Origin of the sequence: Paludibacter sp. 221 (genome assembly GCF_010501035.1) — a bacterium.
In the GTDB taxonomy this organism is placed as follows: domain Bacteria; phylum Bacteroidota; class Bacteroidia; order Bacteroidales; family Paludibacteraceae; genus QVMH01.
In genome coordinates this window covers 1-17,451 of record NZ_QVMH01000012.1, presented here as the reverse complement: position 1 = coordinate 17,451, position 17,451 = coordinate 1, and the positions used below count along the sequence as shown (strand labels likewise).

The 17,451-nt window shown below is 39.8% G+C and carries 18 protein-coding genes; 16 read left to right on the top strand and 2 right to left on the bottom strand.

Annotated elements, in window-relative coordinates:
• Nucleotides 1-106: 106 nt before the first annotated feature.
• The 3 genes from D0T49_RS04565 (at nt 107) to D0T49_RS04555 (ending at nt 3,389) form a co-directional block, all read left to right on the top strand.
• The gene (locus D0T49_RS04565) at nt 107-1,912 is read left to right on the top strand and encodes a TonB-dependent receptor (RefSeq protein ID WP_163629408.1); all 1,806 of its coding nucleotides are present in this window, start codon (nt 107-109) and stop codon (nt 1,910-1,912) included.
• Between the two features lie 95 nt (nt 1,913-2,007).
• Nucleotides 2,008-2,601 (top strand): bifunctional phosphoribosyl-AMP cyclohydrolase/phosphoribosyl-ATP diphosphatase HisIE, encoded by a 594-nt coding sequence (hisIE, locus tag D0T49_RS04560; protein ID WP_163629407.1) that lies wholly within the window; start codon nt 2,008-2,010, stop codon nt 2,599-2,601.
• Nucleotides 2,602-2,675: 74 nt separating this feature from the next.
• The gene (locus D0T49_RS04555) at nt 2,676-3,389 is read left to right on the top strand and encodes a cell division ATP-binding protein FtsE (protein WP_163629406.1); all 714 of its coding nucleotides are present in this window, start codon (nt 2,676-2,678) and stop codon (nt 3,387-3,389) included.
• Nucleotides 3,390-3,411: 22 nt separating this feature from the next.
• Here the strand turns inward: D0T49_RS04555 and queC are convergent, their stop codons facing one another.
• Nucleotides 3,412-4,056: a 7-cyano-7-deazaguanine synthase QueC gene (gene queC, locus D0T49_RS04550; RefSeq protein ID WP_163629405.1), complete on the bottom strand. Its 645-nt coding sequence runs from the start codon at nt 4,054-4,056 to the stop codon at nt 3,412-3,414.
• 375 nt (nt 4,057-4,431) lie between these two features.
• Here queC and D0T49_RS04545 point away from each other — a divergent pair, with 375 nt between their 5' ends.
• The 13 genes from D0T49_RS04545 (at nt 4,432) to tpiA (ending at nt 16,584) form a co-directional block, all read left to right on the top strand.
• Nucleotides 4,432-5,001 (top strand): serine protease, encoded by a 570-nt coding sequence (locus D0T49_RS04545; RefSeq protein ID WP_163629404.1) that lies wholly within the window; start codon nt 4,432-4,434, stop codon nt 4,999-5,001.
• Nucleotides 5,002-5,020: 19 nt separating this feature from the next.
• On the top strand, nt 5,021-6,541 hold the full coding sequence (locus D0T49_RS04540; protein WP_163629403.1) for a flotillin family protein: 1,521 nt from the start codon (nt 5,021-5,023) through the stop codon (nt 6,539-6,541).
• 153 nt (nt 6,542-6,694) lie between these two features.
• Nucleotides 6,695-7,288 carry a flavin reductase family protein gene (locus D0T49_RS04535; protein ID WP_163629402.1) on the top strand — a complete coding sequence of 198 codons (594 nt, stop codon included), beginning with the start codon at nt 6,695-6,697 and terminating at the stop codon, nt 7,286-7,288.
• Between the two features lie 181 nt (nt 7,289-7,469).
• A complete protein-coding gene (locus D0T49_RS04530) occupies nt 7,470-7,979 on the top strand; it encodes a hypothetical protein (RefSeq protein ID WP_163629401.1) in 510 nt (169 codons plus the stop codon).
• A 42-nt stretch (nt 7,980-8,021) separates the two neighbouring features.
• The gene (locus D0T49_RS04525; protein ID WP_163629400.1) at nt 8,022-8,876 is read left to right on the top strand and encodes a CPBP family intramembrane glutamic endopeptidase; all 855 of its coding nucleotides are present in this window, start codon (nt 8,022-8,024) and stop codon (nt 8,874-8,876) included.
• Nucleotides 8,877-8,894: 18 nt separating this feature from the next.
• Nucleotides 8,895-10,175, top strand: a complete 1,281-nt coding sequence (gene glyA, locus D0T49_RS04520) for a serine hydroxymethyltransferase (protein WP_163629399.1) — start codon at nt 8,895-8,897, stop codon at nt 10,173-10,175.
• Between the two features lie 48 nt (nt 10,176-10,223).
• Nucleotides 10,224-10,592 carry a four helix bundle protein gene (locus tag D0T49_RS04515; RefSeq protein WP_163629398.1) on the top strand — a complete coding sequence of 123 codons (369 nt, stop codon included), beginning with the start codon at nt 10,224-10,226 and terminating at the stop codon, nt 10,590-10,592.
• Between the two features lie 51 nt (nt 10,593-10,643).
• Nucleotides 10,644-11,618 (top strand): PhoH family protein, encoded by a 975-nt coding sequence (locus D0T49_RS04510; RefSeq protein WP_163629397.1) that lies wholly within the window; start codon nt 10,644-10,646, stop codon nt 11,616-11,618.
• A gap of 6 nt (nt 11,619-11,624) precedes the next feature.
• Nucleotides 11,625-12,575, top strand: coding sequence for a phosphoribosylaminoimidazolesuccinocarboxamide synthase (locus D0T49_RS04505; protein ID WP_163629396.1), 951 nt, complete (start codon nt 11,625-11,627; stop codon nt 12,573-12,575).
• A 221-nt stretch (nt 12,576-12,796) separates the two neighbouring features.
• Nucleotides 12,797-13,813, top strand: coding sequence for a phenylalanine--tRNA ligase subunit alpha (gene pheS, locus D0T49_RS04500; RefSeq protein ID WP_163629395.1), 1,017 nt, complete (start codon nt 12,797-12,799; stop codon nt 13,811-13,813).
• Nucleotides 13,814-14,035: 222 nt separating this feature from the next.
• Entirely contained in the window at nt 14,036-14,587 is a 552-nt protein-coding gene (locus D0T49_RS04495) for a DUF1599 domain-containing protein (protein WP_163629394.1), read from the top strand.
• Nucleotides 14,588-14,590: 3 nt separating this feature from the next.
• Nucleotides 14,591-15,769, top strand: a complete 1,179-nt coding sequence (locus tag D0T49_RS04490; protein WP_163629393.1) for a BT_3928 family protein — start codon at nt 14,591-14,593, stop codon at nt 15,767-15,769.
• A 59-nt stretch (nt 15,770-15,828) separates the two neighbouring features.
• On the top strand, nt 15,829-16,584 hold the full coding sequence (tpiA, locus tag D0T49_RS04485) for a triose-phosphate isomerase (protein WP_163629392.1): 756 nt from the start codon (nt 15,829-15,831) through the stop codon (nt 16,582-16,584).
• An 81-nt stretch (nt 16,585-16,665) separates the two neighbouring features.
• Here tpiA and D0T49_RS04480 read toward each other — a convergent pair.
• The coding region (locus D0T49_RS04480; protein ID WP_163629391.1) for a hypothetical protein at nt 16,666-17,451 on the bottom strand (786 nt) is incomplete at its 5' end.

Below are 17,451 nucleotides of genomic sequence, written 5' to 3'. Positions count from 1 at the left end.
GTAGACGGGTGGATAAGTAAACGGGAATACATATAATGATATTCAATTGTAAATCTGTAGATTGTCAATCGTAAATCATTCTGGTTTTTTCAAATTTCAAAAAAAAATGAAGGCATTACAATATTCTTTTTTTCTATTGATGTTTTTGGGTGGAACGTTTCTTTCTTTAAAGGCACAGACCGTACCGGAAGACAGCGTTGTACACCGCAATGTGACTGTGGAGCGCGAATACCGTCCGGTTATTCAGGATGCAGGTAAAATAAATTCGTTGCCTTACTTTATAGAACCTAAGGTAGTGAAAATGAATCCTAATTATACTACCGATTTCAGCAAACCCCTGAATGTAGACCAAAATATACATTACCTGTCGTCGGCCGAACTAACTTATAATAAAAAGAAAAATAAAGAAGGTTTTGCACGATTAGGAATTGGTACAGGCTTTAATTCATTGGCCGATTTTGCGTTTCCTCTTTTCAAGAAGCCGGATATGAAACTGGATTTCATTCTGAGTCATTATGGCTTATTCAATTCCAAGGCACACTCTACCACACAGGCGGGGCTGGCTTTCGATAAAAAGTTCAGGACGCTTGATTTCTATGCGGGGATAAGCGGAAGCCACGAGTGGTTTAAGTATTATGGCGATTTTTTTAATGGCAGCAATATGGCTCTGGATTTGACAGATGAAGCATCGTTGCTCCAAAGTTATCCTCCGAACTATATGGATGGTGGTTATGCCAGTTCTATGCAATATCTTATTAATGACCCTTCTCTTTTTTCTGTAGATGAATTGTTGCACATGCCTGCTCACAACACTATTTGGCGTATGAACGCTTATGCCGGAATCGCATCGTCGCCTACAACAGACAACCTTCGTTATTCCGTCGATGTAGGCTATAATCTTTTCAATGCCCGGCTCGGTATGACCGAACAACAGCTTGATTTGAAAGCAGTATTTGATACGGAACTTTTCGATAACCGTTTTGGAGTGATTGTAGGCTCTCAAAACCAGTTTTATAGTACGAAAAATGATGAGTTGACTGATGTTTTGAAAAATTATTATGTCTTTTCATTGAATCCGTATTATAGCATAGAGAGGGAGAACTGGGATTTGCGCTTGGGAGTGAAATCATCGTTTTCGTTTGCTCATGGGCGTGGGTTCAGCCCTTCGCCCGACGTCTATTTTGAGTGGCGGGCAGTTCCCCGTTTCCTGTCGGTATATGCAGGTGTTACAGGCGATTACCAAATCAATACATTGAATCGGATGTATGCAGAAAATTGCTTTCTGAATCCCGATGTTTCGGTTGACGACACCTATACTCCGGTTGATTTTTATGCGGGAGTGAAACTGAAACCAGTTACAGGCTTATTGTTGGATGCGTATATTCAGTATAAAATAATTAACAACCAATACTTTTATGTAAATAAGGAGTGCGAACTAACAGGTAGTCTTTCGTTGCCTTATGGTTCGATGGTATATACCAACCGTTTTGATGTGGTTTACAGCAATGCAACGCAGTTGCGGGTTGGTGGGCGTATAAGCTACAATTACCACAATAAATTCAATGTGCAGTTCAGTGCTGCGTATAATAACTGGAATGTTGCCGATTTTAACTATGCATGGCATAAACCTGCGTTCGAAGCCGATTTCAGTACGAATGTCCGTATCACTCCCGAACTGAATGTATACGGCAATGTATATCTGGCAGGCAAGCGTTATGCTAAAATAGGCGATGTAGTAGTAGCTCCGATGGATGCTAAGGTAGATATTAACCTTGGTGCGTCGTATGCTGTAAGGGAATGGCTGTCGGCATTTTTAAGGGTGAATAATTTAATAAACAGCAAATACGAACAATGGCATGGGTACGAGGCACAGGGCTTCAATGTCATGGGCGGTGTTTCGTTTAATTTTTAAGATGAAGGAATCGGTTAAAATTTTTTCATAGTTGATTTTCATAACTTGTAACTTGTAACTCGTAACTCGTAACTATACATTATAATAAAAACACAATGAATATTGATTTTCAAAAAATGGGAGGATTGGTTCCTGCCATCATTCAGGACGAACTGACATCGAAAGTACTTATGCTGGGTTTCATGAACGAGGAGGCACTGGCTAAAACACAGGAGACAAAAATGGTTACTTTTTTCAGTCGTACCAAAAACCGCCTGTGGACAAAGGGAGAGGAGAGTGGTAACTTTCTGAATGTGGTTTCCATCCTTCCCGATTGCGATAACGATACGCTATTAATTAAAGTACGCCCTGTAGGCCCTGTATGCCATACGGGCGATGATACCTGTTGGGGTGAGAAAAACGAGGCGGATATCACGTTTCTTAAATATCTTCAGGATTTTATCACGGTACGTTATAAAGAAATGCCCGAAGGCTCGTACACTACTTCGCTGTTTAAAAAAGGAGTGAACCGCATGGCGCAGAAGGTAGGCGAAGAAGCAGTAGAAACAGTGATTGAAGCCACCAACGGAACGGACGAAGGCTTTCTGTACGAAGCATCGGACTTGATTTATCATCTCATCGTATTGCTTACCTCAAAAGGTTACGCCTTGGACGACTTAGCCCGCGAATTGAAGAAAAGGCATAAGTAAAAGGGGAATTAAAAAAATAGAAGGAGTAAAGGAAGTAAAAGGGAGCCGGTTTTTAAAATAACACCAAATGAAATATGGAAAAACGGACACTGATAAAGTACGAAGGAGTTGATATATGCCAGCAGGAGCTGGTTATATTGAAGGATATAAATCTCGAAATTCATGGCGGCGAGTTTATATACCTTTTGGGAAAGGTGGGAAGTGGTAAAAGCTCGTTGTTGAAGTCATTTTATCGTGAAGCTCCTGTACTATCAGGCTCGGCCCGTGTGTTTGATTACAATATACGCAAGATGAAGCGGTCTGAAATACCTTACCTGCGTCGTAAGTTCGGCATTGTTTTTCAGGACTTTCAGTTGCTTATTGACCGTAGTGTACACGAGAATCTTGAATTTGTGTTGCGTGCTACGGGCTGGAAAGATAAAAATGCAATCGAATCGCAAATAGATAGCGTACTGCATCAGGTTGGTATGGCTACCAAAGGCTATAAAATGCCTCACCAGTTATCAGGGGGCGAGCAACAGCGTATTGTCATAGCGCGTGCCCTGCTTAATTCTCCAGACATCATCCTGGCTGATGAGCCCACCGGAAACCTCGACCCAGAAACGGGCGGTGGGTTGGTCGATTTGCTATATCAAATCAGCCTGGCAGGTACAACCGTTATTATGGCAACTCACAATTTAGGCTGGCTCGACTTGTATCGTGGCAGAATCATTCGTTGCGAGGACGAGAAGCTATACGAGATTTCGAGTACTGCATACGAAGAAGACCCCGCAATAAACCTTGTTTAGAGTGCTGTAGCGGCGAAAAAAGTTATGTTTGGTATACAGTATTATCAAAACCGTTTAGTGCCTCTTTGCGCTCGGTACAGGTGCCACAAGTACCGCAATGCGTCTCTTGTCCTTTGTAGCATGAGTATGTTCTTTCGAATGGCACATTCAATTCTTTTCCTATAAGGGCTATTTCACGTTTCGTTAAGTTGGTGAAAGGGGCGAAAATCTCTGCCTGATTATATGTCCCCGATTTGATTGCGTTATTCATGTTCAGAATAAACTCTTCGCGGCAATCGGGATAAATAGCGTGGTCGCCTGCATGATTCGAGATGATTATTTTTTTGCAATCCATGCTTTCAGCTATTCCTGCGGCAATACTTAACATTATTCCGTTTCGGAAAGGCACAACCGTCTTTTTCATATTATCCTCTTCGTAATGTCCTTCGGGGATTTCTCCGCCTGAGGTTAGCAAATCAGATACGAATCCCATTTTATTCAAATCCAGCTCGATTATACGATGCTCTATACCAAGTGATTGGCAGTTTGATGCGGCCTTTTTGATCTCTATCGCGTTGTGCTTAGAACCATAATTGAATGATAAAGCTAGTTGTATTTGTTTTGCATATTTATACAGTGCTACGGTGCTGTCAAGACCTCCAGAGTAGAGGATAATTGAATCTCTCATAATTGAATTATATTTTTTTTGAAAGTGCAAAGGTACTTTCTTTTTACGAAATGTTAGTTTGTATGCGCCGAAGTTTTATTTTCAGAGATCAACCTTAGTAATATCAATGCCTCATAAGCCTAACCTTATTAGCTTGTTTTTTCAGTCAGCTTAATAAGCTAATAAGGTTGAGCTTGCAATTTTATCGTTATTACTAAGGTTTAATACAAAAATAAGGTTTTCACATTATCAGTCAAGTATTTATAGTGGTATGCTTTTTTAAGATACCGGCTTTGTTAAACTATTTTTACTATTCATAACACATCTATTTTGCATTTGATTCCTATTTTATTATATTTGCTCAAAAATATATAAATTAAAAAAAACTTATACACCATGATTGAAGCATACAACAACTTAGATTCTGTGTTGAAAGTATATTGGGCTGTTGCACTCTTCGCAAGTTTGATTTTTATTATTCAAGCTATCATGACTTTTGTTGGTTCAGGGAGTGACGATGGAATGGGAGCCGACTTCGACGGAGATTTGGATGGTATGGAAGCACCATTCCAATTATTTTCATTTCGCAATCTAATACATTTTTTGTTAGGTTTCGGGTGGACTGGTATTTCATTGTATAACGTGGTTCCCAATAAGGTTGTATTAAGCCTTCTTTCTGTTGCAGTCGGGCTTGTTTTTATATTTCTATTTTTTATTATTATAAAACAATTAATGAAACTGGCAGAAAACAACAGTTTTAATATTCAAGATACAATTGGAAAAACGGCAGATGTGTATCTGTCGATTCCGGCTCAAAAAGCAGGGAAAGGAAAAATTCACGTCAGTGTAAAAGGAGCTATTCGTGAATTAAATGCAATATCCGGTAGTGATGAAATAATAACGACAGGTAGTGTTGTTGAAATAATCGGGATATCCGATAATTATGTAATAGTAAACAAAGTATAACCAATAAAAATTAAAATTTATGCCAATGGAGTTTATTGTAATAATTGTTGCTGTTGTTGTAACAATTATTCTTATTGCCGCTTTAGTCTCAAGATATAAGCGTTGTCCTTCTGATAAAATCTTAGTTGTATATGGAAAAACCGGAGGTACATCAGCCAAATGCGTTCAGGGTGGTGGTGCGTTTATTTGGCCTGTTATTCAGGATTTTGCTTATCTTGACCTGAAACCTATTTCGATAGAAGCAAATCTAACTAGTGCGTTGAGTAAACAAAATATCCGCGTTGATGTTCCGTGTCGCTTTACAATTGCTATTTCTACCGAAAAAGAAAATATGAATAATGCTGCAGAAAGGCTGTTGGGATTATCTACTTCTCAGATTCAGGAGTTGTCAAAAGATATTTTATTTGGACAGCTTCGTTTGGTCATTGCTACTATGATGATTGAAGAGATTAACTCCGACCGTGATAAATTTTTGGACAACATATCAAAAAACGTTGATACCGAACTTCGTAAAATAGGTTTAAAACTAATAAATGTAAACGTAACCGATATTAACGATGAATCGGGATACATTGATGCGCTGGGAAAAGAGGCTGCCGCTAAAGCAATTAACGAAGCTAAAGTAAGCGTTGCCGAACAAGAAAAAATGGGGGAAATGGGAAAAGCTGTTGCCGATAGGGAGCGCGATGTGAAAATAGCAGAAACCCATAGGGATAGAGACGTAAGTATTGCCATTACCCAAAAAGATAAAGAAGTAAGTATTGCTGCAGCATTCAGAGATGAAGCTATTGGAAAAGCCGAAGCAGAAAGGGATACACGTGTAAAGACAGCCGAGGCCAATGCCATTGCTATAAAAGGAGAAAATGAAGCAAAAATAAACATTGCAGCATCAGATGCGATAAGACGAGAGAAAGAAGCAGAAGCACTGCGCATAGCTATTGCTGCCGAAAAAGTGCAAGAGGCTAAAGCTATGGAAGAAGCATATTTGGCAGAGAAAAAAGCCGAGTTGGCGCGTGCCGAAAGAGAACGTTCAACTCAAATTGCCAATATGGTTGTTCCTGCCGAAATGGAAAAAGAACGTACGATTATCGAAGCACAGGCAGAAGCCGAACGTATGCGCGAAAAAGCTAAGGGTGAGGCTGACGCTATTTTTGCAAAAATGGATGCGGAAGCGCGTGGATTATACGAGATATTAATAAAACAAGCTGAAGGTTATAAAGAAGTAGTTGCAGCAGCAGGAGGAGATTCAACAAATGCATTCCAATTGTTGCTACTCGAAAAACTACCCGAATTGGTTAAAACACAAGTTGAAGCTGTTAAAAATATCAAGATTGATAAAATTACGGTTTGGGATTCGGCCGGAAATAACTCGGAAAATGGAAATACCACTACTGCGAACTTTGTATCGGGTATGATGAAAACAGTACCTCCGTTGAATGACCTTTTCAATTTGGCGGGATTAAATTTACCATCATATCTCGTAAAAGAAAAAGACCCTGAAGCAGCTACAATAATAGAAGAACCCCAAAAAGGGGAGTAGTTTATCAAGCTCTTATATAACACAATAAGCTGAGGTGCAATACGATTATACATTCCGTACTGCACCTCTGTTGTTACATTTATACATTATATTTACATACTTTTTCCAAAAAGAACATACTGCTTCAAAACAGCTTCTTAATTATAAATAACGATGTCAAAAGAATCACATGTTTCGTGGAAACCGGGTAATATGATTTATCCGCTTCCGGCGGTGTTAATTTCTTGCGGAAGTACCCCCGAAGAGTATAACCTGTTTACGGTTTCGTGGGTCGGAACTATCTGTACCAATCCGCCTATGTGCTATATCTCAGTTCGTCCTGAGCGTCATTCATACGACATAATAAAACGGAATATGGAGTTTGTAATTAACCTTACTAACGAGGATATGGCTCATGCTACGGATTGGTGTGGGGTGCGTAGCGGGCGAGATTATAATAAATTTGAAGAAACAAAATTGCAACCATGTGTCTCGCAAGTGGTTAATGCCCCATATGTAAAGCAAGCCCCTGTAAGTATTGAGTGCAGGGTGAAGGAGATAATCGCGCTTGGCTCGCACGATATGTTTATAGCCGAGGTTGTAAATGTGTTGGCCGACAGCAAATATATTGACCCCGAAACAGGCGAATTTAAATTGAGGGATGCTAAACTTATAGCCTATTCGCACGGGCGATATCAAAAACTGGGAGAGGAAATCGGTAAATTTGGCTGGTCGGTGGCAAAGAAGAAAAAAGCGAAAAGAAAATAATTTATTTTCGGGGGGGAAACTATAAAAAAAGAATTGAAAAGTATTACCTTTGGACAATCAAAAAGAATAGGAAAAGAAAGTTGCGAGTAACTTAGTCCTGTTCGAGGTAAATATGGTGATTCAACAGTCTCTCTCGTGGTGAATTCAGGGAGGGGCTTAGTGTTTAAAAACAATTTTTACTATGATTGTTTGGTCGGGTCGGGGGATATTAATCCCATTAGTCTTTTTGTTATTAGCCATTGCATCGTATAAACTTTTTGAAGAAGGAATTTATCTTCAGTACGCGTTTATATTCTCGTATTTTATAACCGGAGGGCTTTCGTGGTATGCTGGCGACCGATGGAATAAGGAAAAAATATTGTTGGACACAACCGAGAATAAATTGCTGCTGTCGAAAAATATTCACCGTCTGTTTTGGATACCCATGCAGTATTGGGGAATGGCTATTGTTGCGTTTGGGTTTTATCGGTCGTTGTCGTTTTTTCCAGTTTGGCTTATTTGCATCGAAGTAGTGGTACTCACAGCTATTGTTTTTTATTTTGTTAAAAACAAACTGACACTAAAAAAAGAGGCGGAAGAATTAAGACAAAAAGCTCTCGAAGCAGAAGCACAGAAGGTAATGAGGGATGAAAAAGAACGAGAACAGCAGAGGATAGAAAAAGAAGACCATAGCCGATTTATGCCAAAGTGAGATGTTTGTTCTTTATAGAATATATTTTGTAATACAGTTTATATGGAAATTCAGAAAGATTATTATCCCAGTATAGCTCAAAGTTGGGGCATGTTGGGAATTATTATACTAATATCGTTGTTTGTATCGCCCATTGTTTTGCTGTCGGATGTGCTGCCGGTTCAGGGTTTAGCTGCTTTTTTATCGTATGCATTGTCGATGGGGCTTCCTTTTCTTGTTTTTCATTTGGTAAGGAAAAAACGAACGGGCGAGTTTAGCTATGCTTTCAAACCATCTTCGGCTAAAGTGTTCGTTTTGATAATTGTAGCTACAGCGGCAATTCAATATGGAATAACAGGGCCTCTCTCGAACTTAATTCCGATGCCGGAGTTTTTCATGAAAATATTTATGGATTCGACACTTAACGCACAGGGATTTCTCCCATTTATAACAGTGGTTGTAGCGGAACCGGTGTTGGAAGAGCTTATATTCAGGGGGATTATTTTGGATGGATTGCTGAAAAAATACTCTCCCACTAAAGCTATAATTGTATCAGCTTTGCTGTTCGGAATAGTGCATCTGAACCCATGGCAATTTGTAGGGGCTACTATATTGGGGCTTTTTATTGGTTGGGTATATTACCGTACCCGCAATTTGAGTTTGGCTATACTGATACATTTTGTAAATAACCTTATTCCGGCTATTATAATGAATGTGTCTGACGCATATAAGTCGGGCGACGTGCAGGCTTTGATGAATGAAACTTTGGTTGAATCGTATGGCGGGCTTGTGAGTATGATTCTGATTATATCAGGGTGTATTGTTGTAGCCGGAGCTTGTATTTACTTGCTATGGAAAGAGTTTAACGAAAATAAAAATAATAATCATACAATATCCTCAAGCGAATTGAGCGAATAAAGGGAAAAATTATCGTTTATGAAAAGAGATCAAGAAATTTTTGACATTATTGTACGCGAAAAACAGCGTCAGATGAAAGGTATCGAACTGATTGCTTCGGAAAATTTTGTAAGTGATCAGGTTATGGAAGCTATGGGCTCAGTGCTGACCAATAAATACGCTGAAGGTTATCCCGGAAAACGTTATTACGGAGGATGCGAAATAGTGGATTTGAGCGAGCAACTGGCTATCGACCGTTTGAAAGAAATTTTTGGCGCAGAATGGGCTAACGTTCAGCCACACTCGGGTGCTCAGGCTAATGCAGCAGTGTTTTTGGCTTGTCTCAATCCGGGCGATAAGTTTTTAGGCCTGAATCTGGCACATGGAGGCCACTTGTCGCATGGTTCGCCTGTGAATAGCTCAGGTATTTTATACCATGCTTTAGAGTATAATGTGCGTCAGGATACAGGCATGGTAGATTACGACCAGATGGAAGAAGTGGCATTGCGCGAACGTCCTAAACTGATTGTTGGCGGTGGCTCTGCTTATTGCCGCGAGTGGGATTATAAACGTATGCGCGCGCTGGCTGATAAAATAGGGGCTATCTTTATGGTAGATATGGCGCACCCTGCGGGACTGATTGCTGCCGGATTGCTTGAAAATCCTGTTAAATATGCCCATATTGTAACTTCTACTACTCACAAAACACTTCGCGGCCCTCGTGGTGGCGTTATCCTTGTGGGAAAAGATTTTCCGAATCCTTGGGGCAAAACTACTCCTAAAGGCGAAGTGAAAATGATGTCGGCTCTGCTGGATTCGGCTGTATTTCCGGGAATACAAGGTGGCCCGCTTGAACACGTTATCGCTGCTAAGGCAGTGTCATTTTACGAATGTTTGCAGCCCGAATATAAAACTTATCAAACTCAGGTGAAGAAGAATGCAGCTGCTTTGGCAGATGCGCTGATTAAGAGAGGATTTGATATAGTGTCGGGGGGGACAGACAACCACTTAATGTTGGTTGACTTACGCTCTAAATATCCAGACCTGACAGGTAAGGTTGCCGAAAAAGCATTGGTCGAAGCTGATATTACCGTGAATAAAAACATGGTTCCGTTTGATAGCCGTTCGGCATTCCAAACATCGGGTATTCGTTTGGGAACTCCTGCTATTACTACACGTGGCGCGAAAGAGGACTTGATGGAAGAAATAGCCGAAATGATAGAAACAGTTTTGTCTAACGTGGGTAACGAGGAAGTTATAAAATCGGTACGCGAACGTGTGAACAAAACAATGGAAAAATATCCATTATTCGGATATTAAGCAGCGCCTTCAAAATTGAAAATTGAAAAATGAAAAATGAAAACATAAATGGGTGAAGTACTAAATTTTAATGATGTATTTCAAACAAGGACTAAAAAATTTGCTATTGCCATAATTCATTTCTACGCTGAAAATTGTAAAAAGTCAGAGGAATTAAGAATTATAGGAAAACAACTTCTTCGTTCAGGTACTTCAGTTGCAGCTAACTTTCGAGCGTATATTCGTGGGCGTTCGGATGCAGAAAGATTTGCAAAAATGTGCATCGTGGTAGAAGAAACTGATGAAACCTTTTTTGGGCTTGAATTGTTAGAAGAATCAGAGCTGATTGACCAAAATTTGGTGAGTAACTTGAAAAACGAATCTTTTGAATTATTAAAAGTGTTTTCGTCGGTACGAGCTAAAATGAAAAGTAAATAATCTAATTATTCTCATTTTTCAATTTTCATTTTTCAATTTTCATTTAAATTTATGCACGAGAAGATATTTGAACTATCAGAACATGCCGATATTACTATTTTTTACGGAGTAAACAATAAAAATATCCAGTTATTAAAAAACTTGTTCCCAAGTGTCAAATTAATGGCACGAGGGCATGTTGTGAAAGTTTCGGGCAACGAAGAAAACGTTGACCAACTATTGGGCTTTCTGAAAAAACTGGAGCAATATGTTCTTCAGAATAATTCTCTGTCGGAAGAAAATATAATAGAAATAGTAAAAAAAGGCAGCCAGCCGGATGGAATCAAGTTTGACCATTTGATTCTGCACGGGGTAAACGGAAAGTCTATAACGGCACGCACCGAAAACCAACGCAAGCTGGTAAAAGATTTTGAAACCAACGACCTGCTTTTTGCCATAGGGCCTGCGGGGTCGGGAAAAACATATACAGCTATTGCGTTAGCAGTTCGTTCGCTGAAAAATAAGGAGATAAAAAAAATCATTTTGAGTCGCCCCGCGGTAGAAGCAGGGGAGAAGCTCGGATTTCTTCCGGGCGATATGAAAGAAAAGATAGACCCGTATTTGCAGCCTTTGTACGATGCTTTGCAGGATATGATTAGCCCGGCAAAGCTGAAAGACTACCTCGAAAACGGAACGATTCAGATAGCTCCTCTCGCGTTTATGCGTGGACGTACATTGAGCGATGCGGTGGTGATACTGGACGAGGCACAAAACACGACAGCACCACAAATAAAGATGTTCCTTACCCGTATGGGGCTGAATACAAAGATGATTGTGACAGGCGATGTTACCCAGATAGATTTACCGCTGTCGCAAAAATCGGGGTTGATAGATGCACTTGAAACCTTGAAGGGAATTAAGGGGATTGCAACGATACAGTTTGATGTAAAGGATATTGTACGCCATAAGCTGGTGCAGCGTATAGTGGAAGCCTACGAGAAAAGGGCAAAGAAACAACAGGAAAAAAGGATTGAGAATAAAAATTAGAACATTATGAATAAAGCGTTAACAAAAACCGATTTCCATTTCGAAGGACAAACTAATGTATATCATGGTAAAGTACGCGATGTGTACACCGTAAAGAATGATTTACTGGTAATGGTGGCTACCGACCGTATTTCTGCTTTCGATGTGGTTTTGCCTGAAGGTATTCCTTACAAGGGACAAATGTTGAATCAGATAGCAGCTAAATTTCTGGATGCAACGGCCGATATTGTTCCGAACTGGAAACTGGCAAGTCCTGACCCTATGGTAACTGTGGGCTTACGTTGCGAAGGTTTTCCGGTAGAAATGATTGTTCGTGCTTATCTTTGCGGTAGTGCGTGGAGAACTTATAAGAGTGGTGTACGTGAAATTTGCGGTGTGAAAATACCTGACGGAATGAAAGAAAACCAACGCTTCGAAACTCCTATTATCACTCCTACCACTAAAGCTGAGCTGGGTTTGCATGATGAGGATATTTCGAAAGAAGAAATTTTGGCTCGTGGACTGGTATCGAAAGAAGACTACGAGATGCTTGAAAAATATACACTGGCATTGTTCCAACGTGGAACTGAAATAGCTGCGAAAAGAGGCTTGATTTTGGTTGATACAAAGTATGAATTTGGCAAAAGGGATGGCAAAATCTACCTGATAGATGAAATACATACACCCGACTCGTCAAGATATTTTTATGCCGAAGGCTACAAAGAACGCTTTGATAAAGGTGAGGCTCAAAAACAACTGTCGAAAGAGTTTGTACGTGAGTGGCTGATGGAAAACGGATTTCAAGGGAAAGAAGGACAAAAAGTGCCTGAAATGACTGACGAAATTGTGAACAGCATTAGCGAGCGTTATATCGAACTGTTCGAAAATATTACAGGAGAGAAATTCCAAAAAGCGAGCGTGGAAAATATCAGCGCACGTATAGAAAAGAACGTGGGTGATTATCTGAAAACGGTATAAAATTTATCGACAATCTTTTAAAATCATAGAAATCCACCGGAATTAATTTTTTGGTGGATTTTTTGTGATATGTTTTGAGATGAACTGCAAATAAAACTATCTTGTTATTTTGAATAATATATTGGATGTTGTTTTGATAAATTTTGTGTACTTTTGTGGTTCGATTTTGGCAAGGCACAAACGTGTAGAATTGCAGGTTGAGAATAAAGAAAATAGTCTATATGAAAGAACGGATTAATCATTTGCAGAAGGAAATAGATTTGATGACGGCTTCGAACTTGGATGAACTGGAAGCGTTACGCATCAAGTATTTAAGTAAAAAAGGAGAAATATCTCTGCTTTTTAATGATTTCAGAAATGTTCCGAACGAAGATAAAAAAGAAGTGGGGCAACTTCTGAATGACTTAAAAAACAATGCACAGAATAAGATAAATGAGTTGAAAGAGCATTTTGATTCATTACAAAATACAACGCAGGAAAATGACCTGACCCGTACTGCCGAGCCTATCAAGTTGGGAACGCGTCATCCTATATCGCTTGTGCGCGAAGAGATTATTGATATCTTTTCGAGAATGGGATTTACTGTTGCCGACGGCCCTGAGATAGAGGACGATTGGCATGTTTTCAGCGCGCTCAACTTTGCTCCGGAGCATCCGGCACGCGACATGCAGGATACTTTCTTTATCGAAAGGCTGCCTGATGTATTGCTTCGTACCCATACATCGTCGGTACAAGTGCGTGTGATGAATGAGCAGAAACCTCCTATACGTATGATTTTTCCGGGACGTGTGTACCGTAACGAGGCTATTTCGTATCGTGCCCACTGTTTTTTTCATCAGGTAGAAGGTTTGTATATTGATAAAGATATCTCATTTGCCGACCTGAAACAGGCTTTACTTTATTTTGCAAAAGAGCTTTTTGGTGCTGAAACGCAAATACGCTTGCGTCCTTCTTATTTTCCATTTACAGAGCCAAGTGCCGAGATGGATATTTCTTGTTTCCTTTGTGGCGGCGAGGGATGCCCGTTTTGTAAGCATACAGGCTGGGTAGAGATACTTGGTTGCGGCATGGTCGACCCTAACGTGCTGAGAAGTTGTGGCATCGACCCTGAAGTGTATTCGGGCTATGCTTTTGGAATGGGAGTAGAGCGCATTACCAATCTGAAATTTCAGGTAAAAGATTTACGGATGTTCTCGGAGAATGATGTTAAGTTCCTTGAACAATTTGAATCTGTTTAAGAATAGATGTAATTTGATAATATAAGAATGGGCTGCTTGTGTTTGTGCAACAAGTAGCCTTTTTTCTTTCGTACGAAAGTGGAAAAGAGGTGAAATAATGGTATTTAACTATTTATAACAATTTTTATTTTAAGGCTTCGAAATGGGTGATTTTAAAATTATAAATATTCTGATAAATATTGTACATTTGCATCCATATTTAAACTCAGTTGGATTATTTTTATGAACCGCACACCCCAAGAGTTCGATAAAGCAATAGAAGATTGCCGTAGTATTTTTACAAAAAAAATGAAAGATTACGGTGCTTCATGGCGTATAATGCGTCCCCAATCGGTTACCGACCAGATTTTTATAAAAGCAAACCGCATACGGAGTATTGAAACAAAAGGAGTTTCGAAAGTTGACGAAGGTATTCGCCCCGAATTAATCGCAATTATTAATTACGGAATTATAGGGTTGATACAACTTGAACTGGGCGTTTCAGATACCGTCGATTTGAGTCAGGACAAAGCATTGGAACTTTATAATAAGTATGCCGGCGAAGCCAAGAGTTTGATGATGGATAAGAATCATGATTACGACGAGGCTTGGCGCCTGATGCGGATGGAATCGTATACGGATTTGATTTTAATGAAAATATACCGGACTAAGCAGATAGAAAGTAACGAGGGCAAAACATTGATTTCGGAAGGGATAGATGCCAATTATTTCGACATGATAAACTATGCTGTGTTCGGGTTGATAAAAATAGATGAATCTACAGAAAATGCTTGACCTATGAGACGAACACATCGCTATAATACTAAATACCGTACTAAAAATCCGCCCTTAAGTAAGACTACCAGTACTATATTGACTATTATACGAGTGATATTCGGTGCGGTATTCACATTTTCCGGCTTTGTAAAGGTGATAGACCCGCTTGGGTCGGCATATAAAATTCAGGACTACCTGATAGCGTTTGGAGAGAGTTTTGGTACCACTCTTTTTGATGCCTTTATACCTCTTGCGCTTGTACTTGGCATTATCCAGTCGGTACTCGAATTGATAATTGGCTTAAACCTTATATTCAAAATCCGCTTCAGATTAACCGTTGTTCTGGCATTGTTGTTTATGCTGGTAATGACACCGTTAACCCTGTATATTGCTATTGCCAATCCGGTAAGCGATTGCGGCTGTTTTGGCGATGCGTTGGTTATAAGCAATACTGCTACTTTTATCAAGAATGTATTTTTGTTGGCTATAATCATTACCCTGTTTATTTACCGAAAAAAGATTCATCCAGTGTTTACTCCGGCTACCGAATGGCTTGTGCTGTTATTGTTTGTTGTAGCGGGCACATGGTTGTCGGTACATAGTTACAGGCATCTTCCGATGTTCGATTTTCGTTCGTACAAAGTAGGGGTTAACATCCCCGAAGCAATGGAAATTCCCGACGGGTATCCGCAAGATGTGTATGAAACTACATTTGTGTATGAGAAAGATGGTGTGAAAAAAGATTTTACACACAACGATTATCCTAAAAACGATTCTACATGGGTGTTTGTGGAGCAAAAAACAACATTGGTAAGCAAAGGGTACGAGCCACCTATTCACGACTTTACGATAGAGGATGAGTATTTCGAAGATATTACGGAAGATGTGTTGAGCTACGAGGGTTATACGTATTTAGTAATTGCGTATGATATAAATTCGGCTCCGCAAAAAGAGTTGATAAAAGTTCAACGCTTGTATAACAAAGCTGTGCTTTCCGCCGACACTAAAGTATATGTGCTTACCGCTTCTTCGGATGATGATATAGAGGTTTTGAGAGGAAATACGGGGATAACGTACCCCTTTTACAAGACAGACCCTATAACGCTGAAAACCATTGTCAGAGCCAATCCGGGTATTGTATTGCTGGAAAATGGTACTATCAAAGGAAAATGGCATTGGCGCGATTTTGAATGGGAATAATTTAAATTGAACTTATCAAACTATATTGAAATATATAAATTAAAAAAAAGGAAAATAAAATGAGAAAGAACATTGTTGCCGGAAACTGGAAAATGAACAAAACGCTGGAAGAAGGTATAGCGTTGGCTAAAGAAATAAACGAGCTGCTGAAAGGTGCTGAACTGAAATGTGATGTAGTGATTGGTACGCCTTTTATTCATTTGGCAAGTGTAGCAGGTGTGGTGGATGCGAAAAAAATCGGAATTTCGGCTCAAAACTGTGCAGATAAAGAATCGGGAGCATATACCGGGGAGGTAAGTGCAGCTATGGTGAAATCGACCGGAGCTTCTTACGTAATTTTAGGACACTCGGAACGTCGTGCTTACTATGGCGAAACTGCTGAGATATTGAAAACTAAAGTGGAATTGGCTTTGAAAAATGAGTTGAGACCAATTTTCTGTATAGGTGAAGTGTTGGAAGAGCGTGAAAATAACATTTTCTTCGAAGTTGTAAAATCTCAGATAGTAGAATCTTTATTCGGACTTTCGGCCGACGATTTTTCTAAAATTGTGTTGGCTTACGAGCCTGTTTGGGCTATCGGTACAGGCAAAACTGCTACTCCTGCACAAGCACAGGAAATGCACGCATTTATCCGTAAAACGATTGCAGAAAAGTATGGCAATGAAATAGCAGATAACACTACAATATTGTACGGTGGTAGCGCAAATCCGGGAAATGCAAAAGAACTGTTCTCGAACCCAGATGTGGACGGAGGACTGATAGGTGGTGCATCTCTGAAAGCTGCCGATTTCAAAGCTATTATTGATTCGTTTTAAACTGCCCATTTCAGAATACAAAAAAAATCACGGAGCAACGCGTTCCGTGATTTTTTTATTTTTCGAAGTAATGGTTGTTTGTTATTCAAGTTTTACTGTTTTCCAACCGGTACCATCATGAAACTGGAGTTTTCCATTGTTCATTTTTAGTGTGTACTTGTCTTTGCCTAAATTTTCATCTCCCCAAGGTATACCTACTTGTATGCCATTGGTAAAGTTTGTTTTACCTGTAAAGTGGCTTCTTTTGCCTCCTCCCCACACAACAATACCATAATGTTGTGTAGTATTTTCATCAAAAGTGTCGACACCAGACTGACATAAAATATCGTACATGGTCTTGATGTTTCCACTGTTTTTATACCCCCGTACGTATATACCCTGAGCTGTGTTTACAGTACCATGTGCATTGACGTTACCAATACCGTAATATAATTCTACCCCTCTTAATTCGTTAAGTGTTCCTTCACCCTTACCTGTATTAGTAGATTCTCCCGAATAATACCCATATACACCTATAGCAGTAGCTCTACCTGCCTGAGTTTTTCCACCGGCAACCTTAGTTTCCATTCGTACTCTAAATGATGCCTGTGCTACATTTCCTCCTTGAGACTCAGGAGTTATGGTGTAAACATTGGCAGCGGAGTTGCCATCAAAAACGCTTCGTCTTACTTCCAAGTGTTTCTCCCTGATTCTCACTGTGCCATATCGCTCAATAGTAGCAGTTTTATTTCCTCCTGCGTCCGTTGTAGTCCCGGAAAGATACCATGCAGTAGTAGCCTGAGTAGGAGGAGCTGTATAGGTGACATAGCTACTTCCATTGTAACTCCAGATAGAACCATCCAAAGCGATGTAAAGTACTCCGGTTTT

Excerpts from the sequence above, each read along its gene's own strand:
- D0T49_RS04565 (WP_163629408.1), top strand. The coding sequence starts at position 107 with ATGAAGGCATTACAATATTCTTTTTTTCTATTGATGTTTTTGGGTGGA.
- hisIE (WP_163629407.1), top strand. The coding sequence starts at position 2,008 with ATGAATATTGATTTTCAAAAAATGGGAGGATTGGTTCCTGCCATCATT.
- D0T49_RS04555 (WP_163629406.1), top strand. The coding sequence starts at position 2,676 with ATGGAAAAACGGACACTGATAAAGTACGAAGGAGTTGATATATGCCAG.
- queC (WP_163629405.1), bottom strand. The coding sequence starts at position 4,056 with ATGAGAGATTCAATTATCCTCTACTCTGGAGGTCTTGACAGCACCGTA.
- D0T49_RS04545 (WP_163629404.1), top strand. The coding sequence starts at position 4,432 with ATGATTGAAGCATACAACAACTTAGATTCTGTGTTGAAAGTATATTGG.
- D0T49_RS04540 (WP_163629403.1), top strand. The coding sequence starts at position 5,021 with ATGCCAATGGAGTTTATTGTAATAATTGTTGCTGTTGTTGTAACAATT.
- D0T49_RS04535 (WP_163629402.1), top strand. The coding sequence starts at position 6,695 with ATGTCAAAAGAATCACATGTTTCGTGGAAACCGGGTAATATGATTTAT.
- D0T49_RS04530 (WP_163629401.1), top strand. The coding sequence starts at position 7,470 with ATGATTGTTTGGTCGGGTCGGGGGATATTAATCCCATTAGTCTTTTTG.
- D0T49_RS04525 (WP_163629400.1), top strand. The coding sequence starts at position 8,022 with ATGGAAATTCAGAAAGATTATTATCCCAGTATAGCTCAAAGTTGGGGC.
- glyA (WP_163629399.1), top strand. The coding sequence starts at position 8,895 with ATGAAAAGAGATCAAGAAATTTTTGACATTATTGTACGCGAAAAACAG.
- D0T49_RS04515 (WP_163629398.1), top strand. The coding sequence starts at position 10,224 with ATGGGTGAAGTACTAAATTTTAATGATGTATTTCAAACAAGGACTAAA.
- D0T49_RS04510 (WP_163629397.1), top strand. The coding sequence starts at position 10,644 with ATGCACGAGAAGATATTTGAACTATCAGAACATGCCGATATTACTATT.
- D0T49_RS04505 (WP_163629396.1), top strand. The coding sequence starts at position 11,625 with ATGAATAAAGCGTTAACAAAAACCGATTTCCATTTCGAAGGACAAACT.
- pheS (WP_163629395.1), top strand. The coding sequence starts at position 12,797 with ATGAAAGAACGGATTAATCATTTGCAGAAGGAAATAGATTTGATGACG.
- D0T49_RS04495 (WP_163629394.1), top strand. The coding sequence starts at position 14,036 with ATGAACCGCACACCCCAAGAGTTCGATAAAGCAATAGAAGATTGCCGT.
- D0T49_RS04490 (WP_163629393.1), top strand. The coding sequence starts at position 14,591 with ATGAGACGAACACATCGCTATAATACTAAATACCGTACTAAAAATCCG.
- tpiA (WP_163629392.1), top strand. The coding sequence starts at position 15,829 with ATGAGAAAGAACATTGTTGCCGGAAACTGGAAAATGAACAAAACGCTG.